The 21,527-nt window shown below is 68.9% G+C and carries 23 protein-coding genes and 1 pseudogene; 5 read left to right on the forward strand and 19 right to left on the reverse strand.

Going from position 1 to position 21,527, the window contains the following annotated elements:
* Positions 1–31: 31 nt before the first annotated feature.
* Positions 32–838: an SAM hydrolase/SAM-dependent halogenase family protein gene (locus tag AORI_RS83165; RefSeq protein WP_123798691.1), complete on the forward strand. Its 807-nt coding sequence runs from the start codon at positions 32–34 to the stop codon at positions 836–838.
* Here AORI_RS83165 and AORI_RS80060 read toward each other — a convergent pair.
* The 10 genes from AORI_RS80060 to AORI_RS80105 form a co-directional block, all read right to left on the reverse strand.
* Entirely contained in the window at positions 721–1,608 is an 888-nt protein-coding gene (locus AORI_RS80060) for an MOSC domain-containing protein (protein WP_043848458.1), read from the reverse strand. The two genes, AORI_RS83165 and AORI_RS80060, sit on opposite strands and share 118 nt — an antisense overlap.
* 277 nt (positions 1,609–1,885) lie before the next feature.
* Positions 1,886–2,626, reverse strand: a complete 741-nt coding sequence (locus AORI_RS80065) for an amino acid ABC transporter ATP-binding protein (protein WP_016338056.1) — start codon at positions 2,624–2,626, stop codon at positions 1,886–1,888.
* Positions 2,623–3,381, reverse strand: a complete 759-nt coding sequence (locus tag AORI_RS80070) for an amino acid ABC transporter permease (RefSeq protein ID WP_016338057.1) — start codon at positions 3,379–3,381, stop codon at positions 2,623–2,625. The genes AORI_RS80065 and AORI_RS80070 overlap by 4 nt, the downstream gene beginning before the upstream one ends.
* Positions 3,382–4,164, reverse strand: coding sequence for an ABC transporter substrate-binding protein (locus AORI_RS80075; RefSeq protein WP_016338058.1), 783 nt, complete (start codon positions 4,162–4,164; stop codon positions 3,382–3,384).
* An 8-nt stretch (positions 4,165–4,172) separates the two neighbouring features.
* Positions 4,173–4,946: an ABC transporter substrate-binding protein gene (locus AORI_RS80080; protein WP_016338059.1), complete on the reverse strand. Its 774-nt coding sequence runs from the start codon at positions 4,944–4,946 to the stop codon at positions 4,173–4,175.
* 5 nt (positions 4,947–4,951) lie between these two features.
* Positions 4,952–5,779 carry a substrate-binding periplasmic protein gene (locus AORI_RS80085; RefSeq protein ID WP_016338060.1) on the reverse strand — a complete coding sequence of 276 codons (828 nt, stop codon included), beginning with the start codon at positions 5,777–5,779 and terminating at the stop codon, positions 4,952–4,954.
* Positions 5,780–5,942: 163 nt separating this feature from the next.
* The gene (gene purB, locus AORI_RS80090; RefSeq protein WP_016338061.1) at positions 5,943–7,373 is read right to left on the reverse strand and encodes an adenylosuccinate lyase; all 1,431 of its coding nucleotides are present in this window, start codon (positions 7,371–7,373) and stop codon (positions 5,943–5,945) included.
* A 19-nt stretch (positions 7,374–7,392) separates the two neighbouring features.
* Positions 7,393–7,986, reverse strand: coding sequence for a TetR/AcrR family transcriptional regulator (locus tag AORI_RS80095; protein WP_016338062.1), 594 nt, complete (start codon positions 7,984–7,986; stop codon positions 7,393–7,395).
* A gap of 23 nt (positions 7,987–8,009) precedes the next feature.
* Positions 8,010–8,711: a hypothetical protein gene (locus AORI_RS80100; protein WP_016338063.1), complete on the reverse strand. Its 702-nt coding sequence runs from the start codon at positions 8,709–8,711 to the stop codon at positions 8,010–8,012.
* Entirely contained in the window at positions 8,698–9,216 is a 519-nt protein-coding gene (locus AORI_RS80105) for a SigE family RNA polymerase sigma factor (RefSeq protein ID WP_005152531.1), read from the reverse strand. Before AORI_RS80105 ends, AORI_RS80100 begins: the two co-directional genes overlap by 14 nt.
* A 135-nt stretch (positions 9,217–9,351) precedes the next feature.
* On the opposite strand from AORI_RS80105, the gene AORI_RS80110 reads away from it, so the two are divergent.
* From AORI_RS80110 to AORI_RS80120, 3 genes are all read left to right on the forward strand, one after another.
* The gene (locus AORI_RS80110) at positions 9,352–10,380 is read left to right on the forward strand and encodes a threonine aldolase family protein (RefSeq protein WP_016338064.1); all 1,029 of its coding nucleotides are present in this window, start codon (positions 9,352–9,354) and stop codon (positions 10,378–10,380) included.
* Between the two features lie 3 nt (positions 10,381–10,383).
* Positions 10,384–10,974 carry an HAD family hydrolase gene (locus AORI_RS80115; RefSeq protein WP_016338065.1) on the forward strand — a complete coding sequence of 197 codons (591 nt, stop codon included), beginning with the start codon at positions 10,384–10,386 and terminating at the stop codon, positions 10,972–10,974.
* A gap of 88 nt (positions 10,975–11,062) precedes the next feature.
* Positions 11,063–11,884, forward strand: coding sequence for an SAM-dependent methyltransferase (locus tag AORI_RS80120; protein WP_016338066.1), 822 nt, complete (start codon positions 11,063–11,065; stop codon positions 11,882–11,884).
* Here AORI_RS80120 and AORI_RS80125 read toward each other — a convergent pair.
* From AORI_RS80125 to purD, 9 genes and pseudogenes are all read right to left on the reverse strand, one after another.
* Positions 11,881–12,066, reverse strand: coding sequence for a hypothetical protein (locus AORI_RS80125; RefSeq protein WP_007032516.1), 186 nt, complete (start codon positions 12,064–12,066; stop codon positions 11,881–11,883). The two genes, AORI_RS80120 and AORI_RS80125, sit on opposite strands and share 4 nt — an antisense overlap.
* An 85-nt stretch (positions 12,067–12,151) precedes the next feature.
* Positions 12,152–13,337: pseudogene (locus AORI_RS82320) on the reverse strand (pyridoxal phosphate-dependent aminotransferase).
* A 360-nt stretch (positions 13,338–13,697) separates the two neighbouring features.
* Positions 13,698–14,813, reverse strand: a complete 1,116-nt coding sequence (locus AORI_RS80135; RefSeq protein WP_043848459.1) for a transglycosylase SLT domain-containing protein — start codon at positions 14,811–14,813, stop codon at positions 13,698–13,700.
* Positions 14,814–14,857: 44 nt separating this feature from the next.
* Positions 14,858–15,169 (reverse strand): hypothetical protein, encoded by a 312-nt coding sequence (locus AORI_RS80140; protein ID WP_038521469.1) that lies wholly within the window; start codon positions 15,167–15,169, stop codon positions 14,858–14,860.
* Positions 15,170–15,316: 147 nt separating this feature from the next.
* Positions 15,317–16,087 (reverse strand): ESX secretion-associated protein EspG, encoded by a 771-nt coding sequence (locus AORI_RS80145; RefSeq protein WP_016338069.1) that lies wholly within the window; start codon positions 16,085–16,087, stop codon positions 15,317–15,319.
* 4 nt (positions 16,088–16,091) lie between these two features.
* Positions 16,092–17,747 (reverse strand): PPE domain-containing protein, encoded by a 1,656-nt coding sequence (locus AORI_RS80150; protein WP_016338070.1) that lies wholly within the window; start codon positions 17,745–17,747, stop codon positions 16,092–16,094.
* Positions 17,748–17,757: 10 nt separating this feature from the next.
* A complete protein-coding gene (locus AORI_RS80155; RefSeq protein WP_338024035.1) occupies positions 17,758–18,399 on the reverse strand; it encodes a DUF3558 domain-containing protein in 642 nt (213 codons plus the stop codon).
* Positions 18,350–18,736 carry a PE domain-containing protein gene (locus AORI_RS80160; protein WP_016338072.1) on the reverse strand — a complete coding sequence of 129 codons (387 nt, stop codon included), beginning with the start codon at positions 18,734–18,736 and terminating at the stop codon, positions 18,350–18,352. Before AORI_RS80160 ends, AORI_RS80155 begins: the two co-directional genes overlap by 50 nt.
* Positions 18,737–18,872: 136 nt before the next feature.
* Positions 18,873–20,135 (reverse strand): phosphoribosylamine--glycine ligase, encoded by a 1,263-nt coding sequence (purD, locus tag AORI_RS80165; RefSeq protein WP_016338073.1) that lies wholly within the window; start codon positions 20,133–20,135, stop codon positions 18,873–18,875.
* A 176-nt stretch (positions 20,136–20,311) separates the two neighbouring features.
* On the opposite strand from purD, the gene AORI_RS80170 reads away from it, so the two are divergent.
* Positions 20,312–21,430, forward strand: a complete 1,119-nt coding sequence (locus AORI_RS80170; protein WP_016338074.1) for a glycerophosphodiester phosphodiesterase — start codon at positions 20,312–20,314, stop codon at positions 21,428–21,430.
* The last annotated feature ends 97 nt before the right edge of the window (positions 21,431–21,527 follow it).

Below are 21,527 nucleotides of genomic sequence, written 5' to 3' on the forward strand. Positions count from 1 at the left end.
GCACCCTAGCGATCAAGGATGATGGCTGATCATGCCGATCCACTGCGTTTCGTTCACGACCGACTACGGGCTGAGCGACGGTTTCGTGGCCGCGTGCCACGGCGTGATCGCGCGGATCGCGCCGTCCGTACGGGTGATCGACGTGAGCCACGAGATCCCTCCGCAGCAGGTCAGGACCGGCGCCGAGGTGCTCGCCCAGACCGCGCCGTATCTGCCGGAGTCCGTCCATCTCGCCGTCGTGGACCCCGGCGTCGGCACCGCGCGGCGCGGCGTCGTGGTGGTCACCGAACGCGGAATGCTCGTCGGCCCGGACAACGGGCTCCTCATTCCCGCCGCCGAAACACTCAGCGGGGTGATAGCCGCGTACGAACTCGCGGCGCCGGAATACCGCCTTCCGGTGACGTCGTCGACGTTCCACGGGCGCGACGTCTTCGCCCCCGCGGCGGCGCATCTCGCGCTCGGCGTCGCGCCCGAGGAGTTCGGGCCGCGCGTCGACGACCTCGTGCGGCTGCCGGACCCGTTCGTCGCGGTGTTCCCCGGCAAGCTGGTGGCCGAAGTGCTCACGGTCGACCACTTCGGCAACGTCCAGCTGGCCGCGAGCCCCGCCGACCTCGAACTGGCCGGGCTGGCGGGCACGGTCTCGGTCAGCAGTGAACACGTCCTGGTGAAGGCGCTGGTCGGCGACACCTTCGGCACGGTGCCGCCGGGCCGGAACGTGCTCTACACCGATTCCGCGGGACGGCTCGCGGTCGCCGTGAACGGCGGCTCGGCGTCGGAGGTGCTCGGGCTGGGACCCGCCCAGGAGTGCACGATCACCTCGTCGCCGACGGACACCTGACCCGGCCCGGTCACCGCCATCTTGATCCCGAACGAGACGCCGCCCTCGGGCTCGCGGCGGTAGTCGGCGAGCGACCGGATCGGCTCGGGACCGGCCTTCTTCCCGGTCTCCTGGTCGACCATCGGCACCGTGCAGCGGATGCAGACCTTGGCGTAGCCCAGTTCGACGCCACCGGCGGTGAGCGAGCGGACGTCGTCCTCACGATGCGGCTCGGGCCAGCCCGCGACGACGATGTTGGGCCGGAAGCGGTCCATCGGCACGGCTTCGGCGCCGCGCGACGCGATGCGCTCGTTCAGACCGTCCAAAGAGGACTCGGAGGTGAGCAGGATCGCGTGTGCGTCGGCGAAGGCCGCGGTGCCGGGGATCTCGCCGTTGGTGACGCGTTCGTGCTCCGGCGCGAGGCCGACGAACACCGACGGCAGGCCGAGGACGTCGGAGAACCACTCGGCGGCCTCGTCGCCCTGGTGGACGCCCTTGCCCTGCCAGGTGAACGTCGCGGCGGGCTGCCTCGGCCCGTCCGCGACCGTCTCGACCAGAAGGTCTTCGACGCCGGGAGCGGCGAGACGCAGGCGGGCGCCGTCGTCGAGCACCTCGGCCCGGATCGACGCCATCACCGGATGCTTGCGCTGGCTGCGGAACTCGCCTTCCGGGGAGACGACCATCCAGGACCGGTCGAACCTCAGCCCCGCGGGGGTGACGTCGGCCGTTTCGACCGACGTTCCCGCGCAGCCTTTGACCGGGTAATAGACCAGTTTCGCCACTCTCGCCATGACCGCAGGTTAACGACTAAGGCGTCGTGAGTGTTAAGGACGGTTAGGGCCAAGGCTGCCATAGGTGCCTACTGAATGTGGGTGGCCGTTGGCCGCAGGTCCGTGAAGGCCCCCTTCCCTACCCTGAAGGTAGGCAAGGAGGCCTTCACGGACTACACGATCGCCACCCGCGGCTCTGCGACACCACAAGCCCCAGCAGTCACAGCAGATGCGCGTGAAGGCCCCCTTCACTGCGTCTAGCGCAAGGAAGGGGGCCTTCATGTACTTGGGAAGCGCGCTACAACACTTGCGAAAGGAACCGCTGCAGCCGCTCGCTCCGCGGAGCGTCGAAGATCGCCTCCGGAGCGCCCTGTTCGACGATCTTCCCGGCGTCCATGAACGCGACCTCGTCGGCGACACTGCGCGCGAAACCCATCTCGTGGGTGACCACGAGCAGCGTCAGCCCGCGCTCGGCCAGCCCCGCCATCAGGGTGAGGACGCCCTTGACCAGCTCCGGGTCCAGCGCGCTGGTCGCCTCGTCGAACAGCATGACCTCGGGCTCCATGGCGAGCGCCCGCGCGATCGCGACCCGCTGCTGCTGCCCGCCCGAGAGCGCGCTCGGCCGGTACGGCGCCTTGTCGGCGAGGCCGACCTCGGCGAGGCGGGCGTGCGCGATCTCCGCCGCCTCCTCCTTGCCGAGTTTGCGCACACTGCGCAGCGGCAGGGTGATGTTGTCCAGCACGCTGCGGTGCCCGAACAGGTTGAAGTGCTGGAACACCATCCCGACGCGCTGCCGCAGCGCGTCCGGGTCGGACGAGATGACGCTCTCGCCACCCAGCAGCAGGTCGCCCGAGTCCGGCTCCTGGAGGCGGTTCACGCAGCGCAGCAGCGTCGACTTGCCGGAACCCGACGGCCCGATGATGCAGGTCGTGCGCCCCTTCTCGACCTTGAGGTTCACGCCCTTCAGCACTTCGAGGGTGCCGAAGGAGACGTGGATGTCGCGGAGTTCGACGCTCGATGAGCGTACGGCGGCGGTCATGGCATCGGCACCTTTCCGGTGTTCAGGAGTTCCGGCTCGCCGCCCTCGTCGTCGACCCGGATCTTCTTGCCGGTGCGCAGCTTCTTGTCGATGTAGTTGACCAGATGGGTCAGCGGCACGGTGATCACCAGATACACCGCACCCGCCGCGACCAGCGGCGACAGGTTCCCGGTGTTCGCCGCGAGATCCTGCCCGATGCGGAACAGGTCGCGCTGCTCGGCGAGGAAGCCGAGGAAGTACACCAGGCTGGAGTCCTTGACCAGCGCGATGAACTGGTTCACCAGCGCGGGCAGCACGCGCCGCACGCCCTGCGGGATGACGACGAGCGTCATCGCCTTGGTGTAGCTCATGCCCAGCGCGCGGCTGGCCTCCATCTGTCCTTTTTCGACACTCTGGATACCGGCGCGGAAGATCTCGCCGATGTAGGCGGCCGCGATCAGGCTCAGCGCCAGAATGCCCAGCGGGTAAGGATTCCGCGACAGCGACGGGATGAGGATCCCGCCGCCCTGCCCGATCACCAGGATGGTCAGGATCGCGGGCAGGCCGCGGAAGATGTCGGTGTACACCCGGGCGGGCCAGCGCAGCCACGCCTTGCTGGACAGGCCCATCGTGGCCAGCAGCATGCCGAGCACGGTGCCGATCAGTGCCGAGAACACCGACAGGATCAGCGTGTTCAGCAGGCCGGTCCCGAGGAGGTCGGGGAAGACCTCCCAGATGTACTCCCAGTTCAGGAAGGTGTTGAGGAAATCGTCCACTTACTTCTGCCCGGCCTTGAACTCGGCGGGCACCGGCGCGTTCGGCTCGAACCGCTGGTGCACCCTTTCCCAGGTCCCGTCGGCGATGACCGCCTTGAGCCCGGCGTTGATCTTGCCCGCCAACTCGGTGTTGCCCTTCCTGACCGCGAAACCGTGCGGGATCGTCGTGGTGATCGCCTTGACAACCCTGAGTTTCGCGTCCGGGTTCTTCGCCGCGTAGTCCTCGGCGGTCGCCTGGTCGAAGATAGCGCCGTCGATCGCGCCCGACTTCAGCGCGGCGAGGGCGGCGGCGTCCTGCGGGAACCGCACCGCCTGCGCGGTGGGCGCGTTGGCCGCCAGCCAGCTGTCCGACACCGTGCCCTGGACGACGCCGATCCGCTTGCCCGCCAAGGAGTTCTCGTCGGTGATCGCGACGCCCTCGCGGGTCTCGATGCCGAGCGACTGGTAGTTGTACGGCGCCGAGAAGTCGACGGTCTTGCGGCGTTCGTCGGTCTGCGAGATCCCCGAGCTGCCGATGTCGAACTTGCCGGTGGCGACCTGGCCGAGCAGCGCCGAGAACTCCGTGGAGACGAATTCGAGTTTCAGGTTCTGGTGCGCGGCGATGGCCTTCAGCAGCTCGTTGTCGAACCCGGTGAACACGCCGTTTTCCTGATAGGCGTTGGGTTTCGAGTCGCTGAGAGTGCCGACGCGAAGGGTTTTCCCGCCGGCGTCCTCACCGCCGCCGCACGCCGCCAGCACCGCCAGGAGGGCGGCGCTGACGACGGCGGCGAGTGACTTCTTCATCGTGATCCTCACGCCTTGAACTGGGCCGGGACCGGGGCCGTGGGCAGGAACTTCTCGTGCAGCTTGACCCAGGTGCCGTCGGCGATGACCTGCTTGAGGCCCTCGTTGATCTTGGTGAGCAGCTCGCTGTTGCCCTTCTTCACCGCGAAGCCGTGGGGCACGTCGGTGGTGAAGGACTTGACGACCTTGAGCTTCGCGTCGGTGCTCTCCTTGACGTTCGTCTCGGCGATCGCCTGGTCGAGGATGTAGGCGTCGACGGCGCCGCTCTTCAGCGCGGCCAGCGCCGGGGCGTACCCCGGGAAGCGCACGGCCTGCGCGTCGGGCACCGTCGAGGTGAGCCACTTGTCGCCGACGGTCGCCTGGATGACCGCGACCCGCTTGCCGGACAGGCCCTTCTCCTCGGTGATCGGCGAGCCGTCCTTGGTCTGGATGCTCATGACCTCGAAGTTGTACGGACTGGAGAAGTCGACGTTCTTCTTGCGCTCGTCGGTCTGCGCGATGGCCGAGCTGCCGATGTCGAACTGGTTGTTCGCGACCTGGCCCAGCAGCGACGAGAAGTCGGTCGACGCGAACTCGAGCTTCAGGTTCTGCTTGGCGGCGATGGCCTTCAGCAGTTCGTTGTCGAAGCCGGTGTAGTTGCCGTTCTCGACGTAGATGTTCGGCGGCGCGTCGCTCAGCGTCCCGACGCGCAACGTCTTCTCGGTGGCGGACTCGCCGCCACCGCAGGCGGTGAGCACGGCGACGAGGCCCGCGGCCAGCGTGGCGAGCAGCGTTTTCTTCATGGTTTTCAGACCCCCGAGTTCTGCACAGGCAGGCCGGGGCCGCCCTGTTCGAGTTCCTTGGGCAGCGGCTCGGTCTTGAAGAACCGGGCGTGCAGGCGGGCGACGGTGCCGTCCGCCACGGCCTTCGCGAGGCCGTCGTTGATCTTCTTCAGCAGTTCCTTGTTGTCCTTGCGGACGGCGAACGCGGACGGCGTGTCCTTGGTCTCGACGGTGTAGCCGAACTCCAGCTGCAGGTCCGGGTTCTGGTCGATGTACTTCTGCCCGATGTCCTTCGGCACGACCCAGCCGTCGAGGCTGCCGCCCTTCAGCTGCGCGAAACCGGCGTTGTAGTCGGGGAAGCGGACGACGTTGGCGCCGGGCACCTTGCCGCTCGCGAAGTCGTCCTGCACCGACGCCTGCACGACGCCGAGCCGCTTGCCGTTGAAGGCGCCGACGTCCTTGAGGCCCGCGCCCTTCTTGGTGATGATCGAGGTGAACCCGGTGCTGTAGCCGTTGCTGAACGCGACGGTCTTCTTGCGGGCCTCGGTGGTGGAGATCGTGGAGCTGCCGATGTCGAACTTGTTGGTGGCGACGGCGGCGAGCAGACCGGCGAACTCGGTGCCGACGAACTCGACTTCGAAGCCCTCGCGCTTCGCGATGTCGCGCAGCAGTTCGTTGTCGTAGCCGGTGAAGGTGCCGTTCTCCAGGTAGATGGACGGCGGCGCGTCGGTCAGGGTGCCGACCCGCAGCTTCTGGCCGGTCGTGCTCGCGTCACCGGAGCCGCAGGCGGCGAGGGCGAGGGTGGCCGCTCCGGCCGTGACGACGGCGACGAATTTCGACAGCGTGGATCTCATCGCTTCTTCCGTGGGTGTCGGCGCGCAAGGCGCGATACAAACACGCCAGGCCGCCTCATGGGCGGCCTGGCGCTCCGGGTTCAGCGATCGAGATTAGGCATTTCGCCCGATCGAGTAACTTCGTCTCACTCTGTGAACGCCCCGTGGTGGGGCTGCTCACAGGTCAGAGAATCGGTGCCGGCGAGTAGTTCGCCGCCTCCGGGAAACGCTCCAGGATGGCCTCGACGCGCGACGCGATCGCGGCCACCTGACGGGGCGCGACACCGGTGAACGAGATTCGGTCGGCGAGGAGTTTGTCCAGCTCACCGCGGTCGAGCGGGATGCGCTCGTCGGCGGCGAGCCGGTCGAGAAGGTCGTTCTCGGCCAGCCCCTGCTCCCGCATCGCGAGCGCGACGCCGACGGCGTTCTCCTTGATCGCCTCGTGAGCGGTTTCACGCCCGACGCCCGCGCGGACCGAGGCCATGAGCACCTTGGTGGTCGCGAGGAACGGCAGATAGCGATCGAGCTCACGTCCGATGACCGCCGGGAAGGCGCCGAACTCGGCCAGGACCGTGAGGAAGGTCTCCAGCAGGCCGTCGAGCGCGAAGAACGCGTCGGGCAGCGCGACCCGGCGGACGACGGAGTCGGACACGTCGCCTTCGTTCCACTGGTCGCCGGCGAGTTCGCCGATCATCGACAGGTAGCCGCGCAGCACCACGGCGAGCCCGTTGACCCGCTCGCACGAACGGGTGTTCATCTTGTGCGGCATGGCCGACGAGCCGACCTGGCCGGGCTTGAAGCCCTCGGTGACCAGCTCGTGGCCGGCCATCAGGCGGATCGTCTTCGCCAGGCTCGACGGGGCGGCCGCGAGCTGGACGACGGTGGACAGCACGTCGAAGTCGAGCGAACGCGGGTACACCTGGCCGACGCTGGTGAACACGTTCTCGAAGCCGAGGTGGGCCGCGACCCGCGACTCCAGTTCGTCCAAAGTGGACTCGTCGCCGAGCAGGTCGAGCATGTCCTGCGCGGTGCCGACCGGTCCCTTGATCCCGCGCAGCGGGTAGCGGCCGATGAGGTTTTCGAGCCGGTCGAAGGCGACCAGCAGTTCGTCGGCGGCGGTGGCGAACCGCTTGCCCAGGGTCGTCGCCTGCGCGGCGACGTTGTGCGAACGGCCTGCCATCACCGTGTCGGCGTGCTCGACCGCGATCGCGGCGAGCCGGGCGAGCACCGCGCCGACGCGGCTGCGCATCAGCTCCAGGGAACGGAGCACCTGCAGCTGCTCGACGTTCTCGGTGAGATCCCGCGACGTCATGCCCTTGTGGACGTGCTCGTGCCCGGCGAGCGCGTTGAACTCCTCGATGCGGGCCTTCACGTCGTGCCGGGTGACCCGCTCGCGCGCGGCGATCGAATCGAGGTCGACCTGCTCCAGGACGCGTTCGTAGTCGGCGACGACACCGTCCGGCACCTCGACGCCGAGGTCGGCCTGCGCGCGGAGCACGGCGAGCCAGAGCTCGCGCTCCAGCACGACCTTGCGTTCCGGGGACCAGAGTTCGACCAGCTCAGGCGAGGCGTAGCGGCCGGCGAGCACGTTGGGGATGCGGGGCTTGTCCGTCACGCGGCCAGACTAACCGGCGCTAGGCGAGGGCCGCCTGGAGCATGCGCGCGGCGGCGGCCCGTGGCTCCGGGTCGACCTCGATGAGCGCGTTGACCACGGCACCGTCGACCAGGGCGACGAGCCGCTCCAGCTCGGTGGCGTCCACAGGATTGCCGGAGCGCGCGAAGATCTCGTGGAGCAGCTCGTACAGCTGCGCGGACAGCGTCCGCATGAGGGGACGAAGGTACGGACGGCGCCCTGTCCCGACGAGACGCTCGTAGCGCAGGAGGACCGCTTCGGCGTCGGCCTCGCGATCGGGGCGAAGCGGGCCGAGGAGCATGTCCAGCACCAGGTCGACGGTGGCCTCGACGCCGCGGTTGCGGGTCGCCAGCTCGTCGAGACGCTGCCGCCCGTCCTCCAGTTCCACCTTCGCGTGATGCTCCACCGCGGCGGTGACGAGTTCTTCGAGCGAGTCGAAGTAGTACGTCGTCGAAGCGAGCGGCAGACCCGCCCGTTCGGCGACCGCACGATGCCGCACGGCGTCGAAACCGCCCTCGGCCAGGAGCGACGACGCGGCCTCGATCAGCTCGGCACGGCGTCGCTCACCCTTCGGCGTGGTCGCTGCGGCGGTCATGACGGGCTATTTTGCCAGCTCGGTTAATACCGGGCGGCGAGCACGCCGACCAGCCTGTCGACGTCGGACTCGGGAAGGGCGGGCCTGCCGGAGCCGTCGCCGAGGCTCACCACGATCACGAGCGACCCCTTGGCGGTGGTCCGCCGCGCCTCGGCCGCTCCGGTGGGCATCACCGGGACGGACGAGCCCGCCGGGTAGACCGCCGCGGAGACCGTGCCGCCCGGCACCTGGAACCCCGCCGACCTGGCTCCCGTCGTACAGATGTCGCCGGGCGTCGATTTGGCGACATCCACGGGGACCGGGAGCTCGCCAGCGAGGGCGGTGGCGAGCTCCCGGTCCACCTGGTCGCACCCGTAGGTGCCTTCGGCCACCAATGGGCCGGTCTTCTCTACTCCGCCGCCCCCCTGCTGAGGCGGCGGGTTCGAGAAGTTCGAGGACTCCCCGTTCTGAGGACGTGCGGACGCCGCCCCGGGTTGCCCCGCGGACGCCGCTTCTTGATCGGATTTGGCCGCGGTCCCCAGTTCGAAGTCGGTTCCGCCGAGCACGCCGAACATGCCCACTCCGGCCAGCACCAAAACCACCGCACTACAGGCCACCGCGATACCGTTTCGGCGTCGGGCAGTGGCGCGTTTCGAGGCGCGGACCACGTCGGCGGTGTCGAAGGTCGGCGACGGCGCGTCGCCGGGGGCGTCACGGAACAACGCCTTCAGCTCATTCTCGTCCATCCCGTGCCACCTCCTCCTTCTCCATGACCTGCCTGAGGTTCGCCAGCCCGCGCGCGGTCTGGCTCTTCACGTTCCCTTCGCTGCAGCCCAGCGCCTTCGCCGCCGCACCGACGTCCAGCCCCTCGAAGAACCTGAGCACCAGCACGGCCCGCTGCTTCGGGGGCACTTCGCGCAACGCGGCCAGCAGGTCTTCCCTGGTGACGACCTGTTCGCCGAGGTCGAAGCCGTCCTGCGGCGGTTCGGGCAGCTCTTCGGTCTGCCACTCCCGCCGCCACGGCCGCCTCGACTCGTCGATGGCCGCCCTGACCAGCGTCTTCCGCACGTAGGCGTCGGTCGCCGCCCGTTCTCTGATCTTCTTCCACCTCCGGTGCAGCGCGACGAACGCCGTCTGCGCGAGATCGTCCGCACGATGCCAGTCACCGCAGAGCATGTACGCGGTCCTGCGCACGGAGTCCCGCTTCGCGGCGAAGTACTCCGCGAATTCTTGTTCGTCGCGCTGGTTCACGCGGTTTTTGTCTCCGCTCTTGCCTCGTCGGTGGGTAGGACGGAACCGGGGGCGTCCACGGTTGCATGAGCGGGCGCGGCGGACCAGCCGGGGAGGAGATTCACCGCAGGCCCGTCGATGTGATGTGATCGTACCGTGACCTCGCGCTCTCTCCCGCTGCTCGATTTCCGCTCCGACACCGTCACCCGTCCCGACGACGTCATGCGCCAGGCCATGGCGAAGGCCGAGGTCGGCGACAACGTCCTCGACGGTGACCCGACCGTCTCCGCGCTCGAACAGCGCGCCGCGAAACTCCTCGGCATGCCGGCCGCGCTCTGGACCCCGTCCGGGACCATGGCGAACCTGATCGCGCTGAGCATCCATCTCCAGCGTGGCGACCGGTTCCTCGCGCCGCGGGGCTCGCACGTCATCACCGACGAGCTCGGTTCCGCCGCGTGGCTCGCGGGCGGCATGCCGGAGCCGCTGGAGCACGACGCCGGGCCCGGGCGGCCGACGCCGGAGACGCTTTCGGCCGCGATCGGCGTCCCGCGCGGGCCGTACTACGCGCTGCGCACCCCGCTGTTGTGCCTGGAGAACACGCACAACACGGCGGGCGGCGCGGTCACCCCGCCCGACGAGCACGCCCAGCTGGTCGCGGTCGCGAAGGAGGCCGGGCTGACCGTGCACCTCGACGGCGCCCGCATCTGGCACGCGTCGGTCGCGCTGGAGGTCCCGCCCGCGGCGCTCACGGTCGGCGTCGACACCGTGTCCGCCTGCTTCTCCAAGGGGCTCGGCGCGCCCGTCGGCTCGGTGGTGGCCGGCAGCGAGGAGTTCGTCGAGAAGGCGCGGCGGATGCGCCAGATGCTCGGCGGCGGCGTCCGCCAGGCCGGTGTGCTGGCCGCGGCCTGCATGGTCGCGCTGGACCGCATCGGCGACCTCGCCGAAACACACGAGAACGCGACCCGGCTCGCGGCCGGGTTCGCCGAGCACGGCTGGGAGGTCAACGTTCCCGAGACCAACATCGTGCAGGTCACCGCACCGGACCTCGAAGGACGACTGGCGTGGCTGGCCGGGCTCGGGATCCTGACGCTGCCCAGCTCGGGCCGGATCCGGTTCGTGGCGCACCGGGACCTTTCCGCGGCGGACATCGAAGAAACCCTTCAACGCATCAAGACCGGGGGCTGAAACATGAACTGGATCGTCTTCGACTACGGCGACGTCATCAGCGAGCACACCGACGCGCTGCCGACCCTGGCCAAGGCCTTCGACCTCGACGTCGCCGACTTCGAGCCGCACTACTGGGCCGAGCGGGTCCAGTACGACTCCGGCGGCTCGGACCTCGAGTACTGGCAGAACGTCGGCCGCGCGCTGAACGTCCCTGTCGACAAGGCCTTCGCCGACGAACTGACTCGCATCGACGTCGAGGGCTGGACGCACCTCGAACCGGACGTCCTCGAACTGCTGGAAGGGCTGCACGAAGCAGGTGCGGCGCTCGCGCTGCTCTCGAACGCGTCGTCCACCTTCGGCAGCTGGGTGCGCGAACAGGAGTGGGCGAAGCTGTTCCGGGTGAAGCTCTTCTCCGGTGACCTCGGCTGCATGAAGCCCGACGCGAAGATCTATCGGATCCTGCTCGCCGAACTCGGCGCCGAGCCGGGCGACTGCCTGTTCTTCGACGATCGACAGTCCAATGTGGACGGTGCACGGGCGGTGGGGATGAAGGCCGAACGGTGGGTCGGCGTGACAACAGCGAAATCCAGCTTCGGCTCTTCGGAGGAATAATTCACCCTCACCGCTCATCCGCTTACGCGCGGTGAAGCCGATGACCTACGCTGAACGCGTCCAAACCGAGTTGACCCGGTAGGTGCCCATGTCAGCGGACCAGCGCCCGTTCGTGCCCGTCGATTTCGACCGGCCGAGCATCGCGAGGGTCTTCGACGCGCTCATGGGCGGCCAGGACAACTACGAGGCCGACAGGGTGGCGCTGCGCCAGATCCTGGAGATCTCGCCGGACGCGCGGACGATGGCCAAGGAGGTCCGGCACTGGCTGGTGCGGACCGTGCGCTACCTGACCGACCGGGAAGGCATCGACCAGTTCCTCGACCTCGGCTCCGGCTTCCCGAGCATGGACAACACGCACCAGGTCGCGCAGCGGTACAACCCCGAGGCGCAGGTCGTCTACGTCGACCGGGACCCGGTGGTGCAGGCACACGGCCGCGCGCTGCTCGCGGCGAACGACTTCGCGCATATGGTCGCCGCGGACCTGACCGAGCCGGCCGAGGTCATCGAGCAACTCGCCCGCACTCACCGGCTGGACTTCGAGCGGCCCGTCGGGCTGGTCCTGTGCGCGATCGTCCATCACCTCCAGGACCTCGACGAGGCGCGGAAGATCGTCCGCGCCTACGTCGACGCGCTGGCCCCGGGCTCGTTCGTCGCGCTGCTGCACCAGCACAACCCCGCCGACGGCTCCGAAGCCGCCGACGTCGCGACGGCGCTCGAGAAGCGCTTCAACGGCACGGGGCTGGACACGCTGTACCGCACGCGTGACGAGATCGAGTCGTTCTTCGAAGGACTCGATCTCATGGAGCCAGGGCTGACGTACCCGCACCTGTGGTGGCCGGACGGCCCGCGCTTCACCCCGCTTTCGCCCGTGAACTTCACGTCGCTCGGCGGGGTGGCGCGTAAGCCTTAACGGCGGAGCTGCTTCGGGGTGCCCTTGCCCTTGATGGCGCCGTACGCGGCCGTGCCGAGGAAGACCGCGCCGCCGATGACGGCGATCCAAAAGACGGCCTTCACGAGGAAACCGAGCACGGATCCGAGCACCATGAAGGCCACCCAAGCCAGGATCAGCCCGCCGACGATCTTCCAGAACATGGCATCCTCCGATTGCCTCACCGTGCCCGAGCGGGCCCGGTGAGTCCAGGTTGTCAGGCAGAGCTCGCGAGCGCCTTCATTCCGCCTAACGTTCAGGGTGATTTCCGGGTTCCCCCTGACCGAGCCAGTCGCCCAGCCTGCGGACCCCTTCCTCGATGTCCTCGCGAGAACCCGCGAAGGAGAAGCGCACGAACCGGCCACCGTCGACCGGGTCGAAGTCGATCCCGGGGGCGATCGCGACACCCGTGTCGGCGAGGAGCCGCTGGCACCAGCTGAGACTGTCGTTCGTGTACGCGGACACGTCGGCGTAGGCGTAGAAGGCGCCTTCGGCCGGCGCCAGCTTGTCGATACCGATGCCCTTGAGGCCGGCGAAGAGCACGTCGCGGTTGGCCCGGTAGCGCTCGACGTGGCCGTTGGCCTCCGCATACGCCTCCGGGGTGAACGCGGCGACCGCGGCGTGCTGGGAGACCGCGGGCGGGCAGATGGTGAAGTTGCCGGTCAGGACGTCGATCGCGCGATGCAGCCGCTGTGGCGCGAGCATCCAGCCGAGCCGCCAGCCGGTCATGGCGAAGTATTTGGAAAACGAGCCGAGGACGAGCGCTTCTTTGCCGTACTGCCAGGCGCAATCGAGCCCGGCGCCGTAAGAGATCCCGTGGTAGATCTCGTCGCTGATCAGCTGCACACCGCGTGACGCGCACCAGCCGCTGATCGCCGCCAGTTCACCCGGCGGCAGGACGGTGCCGGTCGGATTGCTCGGGCTGGCCACGATGAGTCCCTTGATCGGCCCCAATTCGTCGAGCAACGCGACGGTCGGCTGGAAGTTCGTGTCCGCCCCGGTGGCGAACTCGACGACCTCGCAACCGAGCACCTTCAGCAGGTTGCGGTAGGCCGGATAGCCGGGCCGCGCCATCGCGACGCGGTCGCCCGCCCCGAAGGCACTGAGGAACGAAAGCAGGAAACCACCGGAAGAACCGGTCGTCATGATGACGTCCTGCGGGCTCACGTCGACCGGGTACGTGCGGTTGTTAGTGCTCCGCGACGGCCTCGCGCAGCTCCGGGATGCCGAGCTGCTCGGTGTAGCCGAGGTTGTGGTCCTTCAGCGCCCGCTGCGCGGCTTCGAGCACGGGTTGCGGCGCCGGCGCGGACGGCTGACCGGCGAGCAGCGGGACCAGGTCGCCGTGACTGCGCTGCCGGGCCTGTGCGGCCGAAAGGACGTCCATGACATGGAACGGCGGGACGTCGGAACGTGCGGCGGGACCGGGGATGAGCATGGGGTGAGGCTAAGGCGTGTCCGCTGGGCCGAGGTCGGCCGGTCGGGCGAGGGCACGCGCGCGCCGCCGGTCGATCGTCCACAAAGGACATTTGACCGCCCATATGTCCGATATGAGCTTTTTGGATGGCGGTCGTGAGTGATATTGGTCGTTCTAACACTCTTTTTCACTCACGACCCCGGCTCGGGACCGTTTGCCTTGCCCTCAGCTAACTCGCCTTCGCGAAGAGAACCGCGTAGCGGCGACTTGAACCCCATTCCGATCCGTGAAGGCCTCCTTCACTGCGCTAGACGCAATGAAGGGGGCCTTCACGTACTTCTGGCGGGCTCAAGACGCTGGCATGCGAGCCGGTCGATCTCGTTAGTAGCCCTGGTATCCGCCGCCGCCGGCCATGGACTTCAGGCCTGGGTGGCCTTCGAAACCGCCGTACCGCGAGAACGTGTACCGCACGCCCGCGATGATGTTGTCCACCGGGTTGTAGATGTCGTCGTGCCCGGGAAGCTTGTGCGCGTTGAAGGTCGGGTCGATGCACTGCATCAAACCCTTGGACGGCGTGCCCTTCGCCGCGTTGGAGTCCCAGTTGTTGATGGCGTTGGGGTTACCGCCGGACTCCTTCTCGATGATCGTCCAGATCTTCTGGATGTCCGCCTCGGTCACCGGGATCCCGTTGGCCTGCAGGATCTTGATGGCCTCCTGGATCCACTGCTGGACGTTGCCCGGCGGCGTCGTCGACGGAGGACCGCCGCTCGGGCCGAGGCCGCCGCCCCCACCTCCGCCTCCTCCGCCGCCGCCACCGCCACCGGCGTGGAGACCACCGGTGCGCTTGGGGACGGAGCCGTCCTTACCGGGCATCGGGACGGTGGAGTAACCGCCCTGGATGTCCTTCTTCATCAGCTCTTGGGACTTCTGGATCATCTGGTTGGCCTGGTCGAGCAGGCCCTTGACCCGGCCGTCCGCGTCCTTGGCGATGCCGTTGATGTCGGTCTTGGCCTTCTGGATGATCTCGTCGGCTGAAGGACTCGGCGCCGGTTTGTGATCCTTCTCGGCCTGCGCGGCGGCCGTGATCGCCGCGTTCTTGTCCTTCTCCGCCTGCGCGTTCCTGGTGTTGACCGCCGCTTCGGCGTCTTCGTAGACGCCCTTCACCTGGGCCTTGATGTTGCCGAGATCGGTGTGGACGCGATCGAGGTCGTCGACGACCTTGCCCAACTGCTCTTCGACGTTCTTCCCGGCCGTGGTGATCGACTTGACGTACTCGAAGAACGCTTCCGCGGCGGGCCCGGCCCAGACGCCGCCGTTCAGCGCTTCGGTCGACGTTTTCAACGCCGCGCTGTGATCACCCGCGTTGTCGGCGGCCGTCTTGAACTGCCTCGACGCGTTCTGAATGGCGGCGAGATTGACTTTGCTGATCTGCTCGGCCTTCTGGACCAGTCCGTCCCAGCCGTCGGGCGTGCCGGCGCCGACACCGTTCAAAGCCACTGCTCAAGCCCCCTTGGTCTTCGGCCCCCAGGCCTGGCGAGTCGTCACAGGTCCCCGTGCACCTTCAGGTTGTCCACGTGGACCGCTTCGGTCTCCTTGATCAACCCCGCCGCCTTTCGCAGCACGAAGGCCGTGGCCTCCATCAGCTGGCCGGCCGAATCGAATTCGTTGTGCACTCCCTGCTTGAACTTGCCGACCGCGCCCTGCGCGTCGCCGTGCTCGTCCACTCCGCCGAAGGGGCTTTCCTTCTCGTCATCCATCCCGGTGACGCCTTTTTTGGTCTTCTCGAACTCGTCCTTGAGCTTCTCCACCTGACCGGCGGCGATCCCCATGGAATCCGGGTCGTACACAGGCACGGTTCGTCATCCCCTTCACGGAAAAACTTGTGTCCGCCCGATCTGACGCGTGGCCGATCACGACGGTTCCCGCGCATACTTTAAGACCTCGGCAGTGGGCCGTGTGCGTATCCACGCCAACTTCCACCCCGCCGATAATCGGGCGAATCAGAAATCGGCGACTTCCCGGATACGCGTCGCGAGCAACTGATTGTCCGCCGGGGTGATGGTCGCCCAATCCCGCCCGTCGCGGTTCCGCGCGACCTGGAACAGATAGCGGCCCGCGTCCGTGTCGTAGAAGGCGACCACGCTGTCCGCGCGGCGGGGACGGCCGTCGCGGCCCGCGCGTTCGGCGCCGAACTGGCCGCGCGCCTCCTGGCCGAGCAGCATGCCCGCCACCTCCTGCGCCTGCCAGAGGGGGACGTCCAAGTCTTCCAACGCGGTGACCAGCGCTTTCGCGTCGCCGCGGGCCGCGGCGTCGGCCTGGACCAGGACGTCGTGGGGGATGCTGATCGACTGGCCGACGCCGGGGCCGAGGTCGCCCGCGACCGAGACGGCGGCTTCGGCCAGCGAGCTCTCACGGGCGGGGATCAGCCACACCTGGCCGGAGTCGATCACGCCGAGCAACGCCTGGTTGCCGACGCTGACCGCCTGGCCCTTGATCTCGCGGTCGGTCCACACCCAGACGTCGATCGCGAGCCGGGGATGCGCGAACAGGTTCAGCATGTCGACCAGTTCGCCCGACGCCTGGTGTCCCCGCGCGAGCCCTCGCGCGCGCAGGGATTCCCAGGCCTCTTCGATCAGTGCCGCCCGCTCCGTGTGGGTCGTTCCGGGGCTCGGCACGTCGAGTGCGACATGGCGGCGGGGCAGCCTTTCGGCTTCCCAGAGCATTTCGAACTCGAGTGCGGACAGCACCAGGCTGCCGTTGTCGTTCGGCACAGGTTCAGCGCGCTTCCCGGTTGCCGTGGTCACCGATCACGTCGGGCGACACCAGCCGCTCGTCGGTGAACAGGTCCTTGTCGTCGACGCCGTAGCGCCTGATGTGCTCGGCATCCTCTTCGACGTCCTGGGTGGCGGCGCGCTCCATGAACTTCGACTCGGGCTTCGGCTGCTTCGCGCCGATCTTCTCCGAGCGCCGCATGGCCTCCTCTTCGGGAAGCTCGCCGATCGGCAGCTGACGGGTCGGCTTCACGCCGCCTTCCTGGCGGGGACGGCGGTCGCGTTCCTTGTCGCCGCTCAGCGCGCCACCGGCGACACCGGCGCCGAGTGCGGCGGCACCGGCGCCCAGGTCGCCCGCGGCCGGGCCGGTGATCTTCGGGACGGCGGGGAAGCCACGGCCGGATTCGTTGCCGGGGGCCATCGGCGTCTGCGGTCCGGAGCCGACCGAGCGGCCCTTGCCGAGCGCCTGGTCACCGCCGCCGGTGCCACCGCCGACGTTGCCGAAGACACCGGGACCGGAGCTGGAGCCGGGGCCCTTGCCGAGGGCGCCGTCGATTCCGGGACCGGGGCCGAACGACTTGCCGAGCGGCTGCGCCGACGTGGTGCTGTTCGGCGGCGCGCTGCCGGTGGACTGACCCGGCGGCGGGACGTTCGGGGTGGTCGGCGCGCCCGGCGGGACGAACGGCGGAGAGACGGGCGAGCCGGTGCCCGGGTACGACGGCCTGCCCTGTTCGGGCTGCGGGGACGGCCGGTTCGGCGTCACCCAGCCGGTGCCCGGCGCCGGGGCGGGCTTCGACGTGCCGGACGGCGTGGTCGAGCCCGCGGGAACGGTCGCGCCCGGGGCGGGCGCCGCCGAAGCGGTCTTCCGAGCCGTTCCGCCGCCCATGGCGACGCCGTAGGCCGGGGTCGGGGCGTCGTAGGACGGCGCCTTCGGGTGGCTGACCGGCTGCGCGACCGGCGGCACGTACTTCGACTCGACGGCCGCCGACGCCGGGCGCACGCTGCCGTCCGGGGTCAGGTCCGTGGCCGTGCCCGCGAGGTCGAGCGGGCCGGACCCGCCGCCCGCTCCGGCGGTGGTCGTGGTCTGGGTCAGGTTCATCGCCTGCGGGTCGGCCAGGGTGTCGGTCGACAGCAGGTTCTCGCCGCTCGTCTTGGCGTAGTCGTTCAACGCCTCCTGCGCCTGCGCCCGCGCGTTGTTCGCGGCGCTGACGGTCTTGGCGTGGTCGGTTTCGAACCCGATGAGGCTCAGCAGGACATCGCCGACGGTCAGGCCGCCGGCGCCCTTCCGGACCACTTCCGGATCCGGGAGCTTGTGCAGGGTCCGGTTGAAGGCCTCACCCTGGGCGAAGATCATCTCCGCGGAATGCGAGACCTTCGTGTTCGCGTCCTGGGAGAAGCCCGCCTGCTCGGTGAACACCTGACCGGCGGCACCGCCCGCTTCGCTCTGCCATTCCACGCCGAGCTTGCCCAGCTCGTCGCGCAGCGTCTTGTCGGTGTCGGCGAGCGCGCCCGCGACGGCCTTCAGCGCGTCGACGGCGATGCCGATGCTGCCGGTGCCGTCGCCGCTGCGGAACTGCTCGATCTCGGTCGCGATCCCGGTGTCGGTGTAGCCGTCGAACCGAAGATCGCGGAGCCTGCCCGCGAGGTCGGAAACGTTCACGCCGCCCTCCCTAGTTGCGTGCTTTCAAGGTCTGCAAAGCCAAATCGGCCGCCAGTGCGGACTTCTCGCACAGCTGCGGCATGGTCAGCCCGCCGGCGGTGACGACGACGGTCCGCACCGCCAGCGTCTGCCCCTTGGCGACGCCGACGAGCGTTTCGCAATCACCCGGCGTGCCTGCGTCACGGTGGTTCCTGATGGCGGGGAACCCGCCGACCTGCGTCGGTTCCGTCGTCATGCTGTTCTTCCGGCGCTTGCCGGTGAACCATTCTTCGACGTCCGCGGCGATCGTGCGGACGTAATAGCTGTGGAAGGGCTGCTCCGCGTCCGCGTCGAAGACACAGGTCGGCCCGTCGATCGGTTCCGCGGCCGCGCGCGGTTTGCTGTTGATCTTGAGCCGGTCGAGCTGCGGATCGGCGAGCAGGGCACACGGATCGGCACCCTGGAGGTTCAGCTCGGCGGGCCTGGCCGGCAGCGCGGACGCCTTGGCACCCTGCGTGGCCGAAGCCAGCGCGGGTTTGTCGGGGTAGGCCTGCCCGCCCGTGTCCGTGGTACATCCGGCCAATGCGAGGGTGAGCACGCCGCCGGACACCAGCACACGGGAGCTACGCCCGGTGAACACCACGGTCCCCGAACGCGGCGGCCTTGTCCGCATCACTGGTCTTGTACTCCTTGGCCGCCGTGCGGAGCTGGTTGACCAGGCCGCGCAAACCGGCCACGTACGCCCGGACCTGCGCGGCATACGACTGGTCGCCGTCGGCCACGAGCGAGTTCCACACGTCGGTCGCGTGCACGCTCACCGTGTCGTTGGCCGGAGTGTCGATCCGCAGCTGGTCGAGCCGCGTCATGAGCTTGTCCTGCAACGCGTCGACCTGCTCTTCGACGATCTTCGCCACTTCGAGCAGCTTCGACGGATCGACTCTGATGTCGGCCACCGACGGTGGCGTCGGGACCGCCGACGTGAGGTCCTGGACCTTGCCCGATGCTGCCATTCCCCACCCCTTGGACACTGCGCACGGTGACCGTTCGTCCTGCCTGAGGCTACCAACGCGGATGTATCGGCTGCCTAAGCTTTGCCGGAAATACCGGGTTAGACGCACCAGGTACCGGGAAGGTTCCGTCCGGAATTCACGAGACCGGGGTGGCGATCTCTCCCTTGGCGGCGAGGAGGGCGATGTCGGTGCGGTGGTGGGAGCCGGCCAGGTGGACCTTCTCGACCGTCGCGTAGGCGTCCTTGCGGGCCGCCTTCAGGTTCTTGCCGGTGCCGACGACCGAGAGCACACGGCCGCCGGAGGAGACCACGGCACCGTCGTCGCGGCGGCGGGTGCCCGCGTGGAGCACGCCTTCGAGCTCGCCGCCGGTGATGACGTCGCCGGTCCTCGGCTTGCCGGGGTAGCCGTCCGCGGCCAGCACGACGGTGACCGCCGCGCCGGAATCCCACTCCAGCGGCGGCAGCTCGGCGAGCTTGCCGGTCGCCGTCGCGTGCAGGACCTTGCCGAGCGGGCTGCGCAGCAGCGCCAGGACGACCTGGGTCTCCGGGTCGCCGAACCGGCAGTTGAACTCGATGACCTGCGGGCCTTCGGAAGTCAGCGCGAGACCGGCGTAGAGCAGGCCGGAGAAGGTGGCGCCACGCTTGTCGAGTTCGTCGACCACGGGCTGGACGATGCGGGCGACGACGTCGTCGACCAGGTCCTTCGGCGCCCACGGCAACGGCGCGTACGCTCCCATGCCGCCGGTGTTCGGGCCGGCGTCGCCGTCGCCGACGCGCTTGAAGTCCTGCGCGGGCAGCAGCGGGACGACCGTGCGGCCGTCGACGAAGCAGAAGAGAGAGGCCTCCGGGCCGTCGAGGAACGACTCCAGGAGCACCGGGTGCCCGCCGTCGAGCAGCATCAGGGCGTGCTTGCGCGCGACGTCGATGTCCTTGGTGACCACGACGCCCTTGCCCGCGGCGAGACCGTCGTCCTTGACCACCCAGGTGGGGCCGAACCGGCCGAGCGCGGCATCGAGGCGGGCCGGGTTGTCGACGACCTCGCAGTGCGCCGTCGGCACCTTCGCGGCCGCCATGACGTCCTTCGCGAAGGCCTTCGAGCCCTCGATCCTGGCCGCGGAGGCGGAGGGACCGAAGCAGGCGATGCCCGCCTTCCGGACCGCGTCGGCGACGCCCGCCACCAGCGGGACCTCGGGGCCGACCACCACCAGATCCGCCTGCCACTGCTTCGCGAGGGCGGAGACCGATTCGGGGTCGGCCGCGTCGACGCCGAGCTGCTCGGCCACCGAAGAGGTGCCGGCGTTGCCCGGGGCACAGGCCAGTGCGGTGACGGAAGGGTCTTCCGCGACCGCGAGGACGAGTGCATGCTCACGGGCGCCGGACCCGATTACCAGTACGCGCACGACGCACAGGGTAACCGGGCCGGTGAGCTACAGAGACGTCGCCGTCCTCGAGCGGGTGGTTCCATCCGGCGTTCACCCGGCGGTCAGGCCTCCGCCGGTCCGTCTTCGCCGGCCGGACGCCTCCTGCGTCAAGGGTTGCGCGGTACCCCGAGTTCAAGCGAAAGAGGTCATCCACCATGCGAAAGCGCCTGGGCGTGCTCGCCCTGTCCGGACTCGCCGTACTCAGCGTCACCGGGTTGGCCGGCGCCGCCGAGCCGGGTGCCCGGGATGTGTCGGCGTCGGCCAAGGGCCACGATGGGCCGGTGATCGTCGGACACCGCGGCGCCCCCGGCTACCGCCCGGAGCACACGCTCGCCTCGTATGAGCTCGCCTACCGTCAGGGCGTCGACTGGGTCGACGTCGACCTGGTGCCGACCAAGGACGGCCAGCTCGTCGCCCGGCACGAGAACGAGATCGGCGGGACCACCGACGTCGCGAAGCACCCCGAATTCGCGAACCGGAAGACGACGAAGGTCATCGACGGCACGTCGTTCACCGGCTGGTTCACCGAGGACTTCACGCTCGCCGAGCTGAAGACCCTGCGCGCGACCGAGCGGATCCCGCAGCTGCGGCCGAACAACAAGATCTACGACGGCCGCTACCAGATCGCCACCTACCAGGAGGTGCTCGATCTGACGCGCCGCCTCGGCCGCGAACTGCGCCGCGAGCTGGGGACGTACCCGGAGATCAAGCACTCGACCTACTTCGCGTCGATCAAGAACCCGACCGAGCCGAAACTGGTCGAGCTGATCAAGCGCAACGGGCTCAACCACCCGAAGGCGCCGGTGATCATCCAGTCGTTCGAGGTGTCGAACCTGATCGAGCTCTCGCGTCAGGTGCGGGTGCCGCTGCTGCAGCTGACGTCGGCGTCCGGCGCTCCGGCCGACTTCATCGCGAAGGGCGACCCGCGGACGTACGCCGACCTCGTGACACCGGCGGGCCTGAAGGAGATCTCGAAGTACGCGGACTACCTGGGCCCGGAGAAGGCGCAGGTCATCCCCGTGGTGAACGGTGCGCTGGGGCAGCCGACCAAGCTCGTCGCCGACGCGCACCAGGCCGGGCTGAAGGTCGGGCCGTACACGTTCCGCAACGAGAACAACTTCCTGCCGCAGAACCTGCGTTCGTCGGCGAACCCCGCCGAGTACGGCAACGCGTTCGCCGAGCAGGAGGCGTTCCTGAAGGCGGGTGTCGACGGGTACTTCGCCGACCACCCGGACACGGCGCTGGAGGCTGTGAAGGCGTTCCAGGGGCGCTGAGTCCTCGCGGTCGTGAGTGGCGATTCGGGTTCTAACCCGAATCGCCACTCACGACCACCTGGACCGATCGGCGGCATCAAGGCCTCTTTGCTCGCGC

Source organism: Amycolatopsis keratiniphila (assembly GCF_000400635.2).
Taxonomy (GTDB): Bacteria; Actinomycetota; Actinomycetes; order Mycobacteriales; family Pseudonocardiaceae; genus Amycolatopsis; species Amycolatopsis keratiniphila.

Bases quoted from the DNA above. Each gene is read 5' to 3' on its own strand.
- AORI_RS83165 (WP_123798691.1), top strand. From the start codon at position 32: ATGCCGATCCACTGCGTTTCGTTCACGACCGACTACGGGCTGAGCGAC.
- AORI_RS80060 (WP_043848458.1), bottom strand. From the start codon at position 1,608: ATGGCGAGAGTGGCGAAACTGGTCTATTACCCGGTCAAAGGCTGCGCG.
- AORI_RS80065 (WP_016338056.1), bottom strand. From the start codon at position 2,626: ATGACCGCCGCCGTACGCTCATCGAGCGTCGAACTCCGCGACATCCAC.
- AORI_RS80075 (WP_016338058.1), bottom strand. From the start codon at position 4,164: ATGAAGAAGTCACTCGCCGCCGTCGTCAGCGCCGCCCTCCTGGCGGTG.
- AORI_RS80080 (WP_016338059.1), bottom strand. From the start codon at position 4,946: ATGAAGAAAACGCTGCTCGCCACGCTGGCCGCGGGCCTCGTCGCCGTG.
- AORI_RS80085 (WP_016338060.1), bottom strand. From the start codon at position 5,779: ATGAGATCCACGCTGTCGAAATTCGTCGCCGTCGTCACGGCCGGAGCG.
- AORI_RS80095 (WP_016338062.1), bottom strand. From the start codon at position 7,986: ATGACCGCCGCAGCGACCACGCCGAAGGGTGAGCGACGCCGTGCCGAG.
- AORI_RS80100 (WP_016338063.1), bottom strand. From the start codon at position 8,711: ATGGACGAGAATGAGCTGAAGGCGTTGTTCCGTGACGCCCCCGGCGAC.
- AORI_RS80115 (WP_016338065.1), top strand. From the start codon at position 10,384: ATGAACTGGATCGTCTTCGACTACGGCGACGTCATCAGCGAGCACACC.
- AORI_RS80120 (WP_016338066.1), top strand. From the start codon at position 11,063: ATGTCAGCGGACCAGCGCCCGTTCGTGCCCGTCGATTTCGACCGGCCG.
- AORI_RS80125 (WP_007032516.1), bottom strand. From the start codon at position 12,066: ATGTTCTGGAAGATCGTCGGCGGGCTGATCCTGGCTTGGGTGGCCTTC.
- AORI_RS80155 (WP_338024035.1), bottom strand. From the start codon at position 18,399: ATGCGGACAAGGCCGCCGCGTTCGGGGACCGTGGTGTTCACCGGGCGT.
- AORI_RS80160 (WP_016338072.1), bottom strand. From the start codon at position 18,736: ATGGCAGCATCGGGCAAGGTCCAGGACCTCACGTCGGCGGTCCCGACG.
- AORI_RS80170 (WP_016338074.1), top strand. From the start codon at position 20,312: ATGCGAAAGCGCCTGGGCGTGCTCGCCCTGTCCGGACTCGCCGTACTC.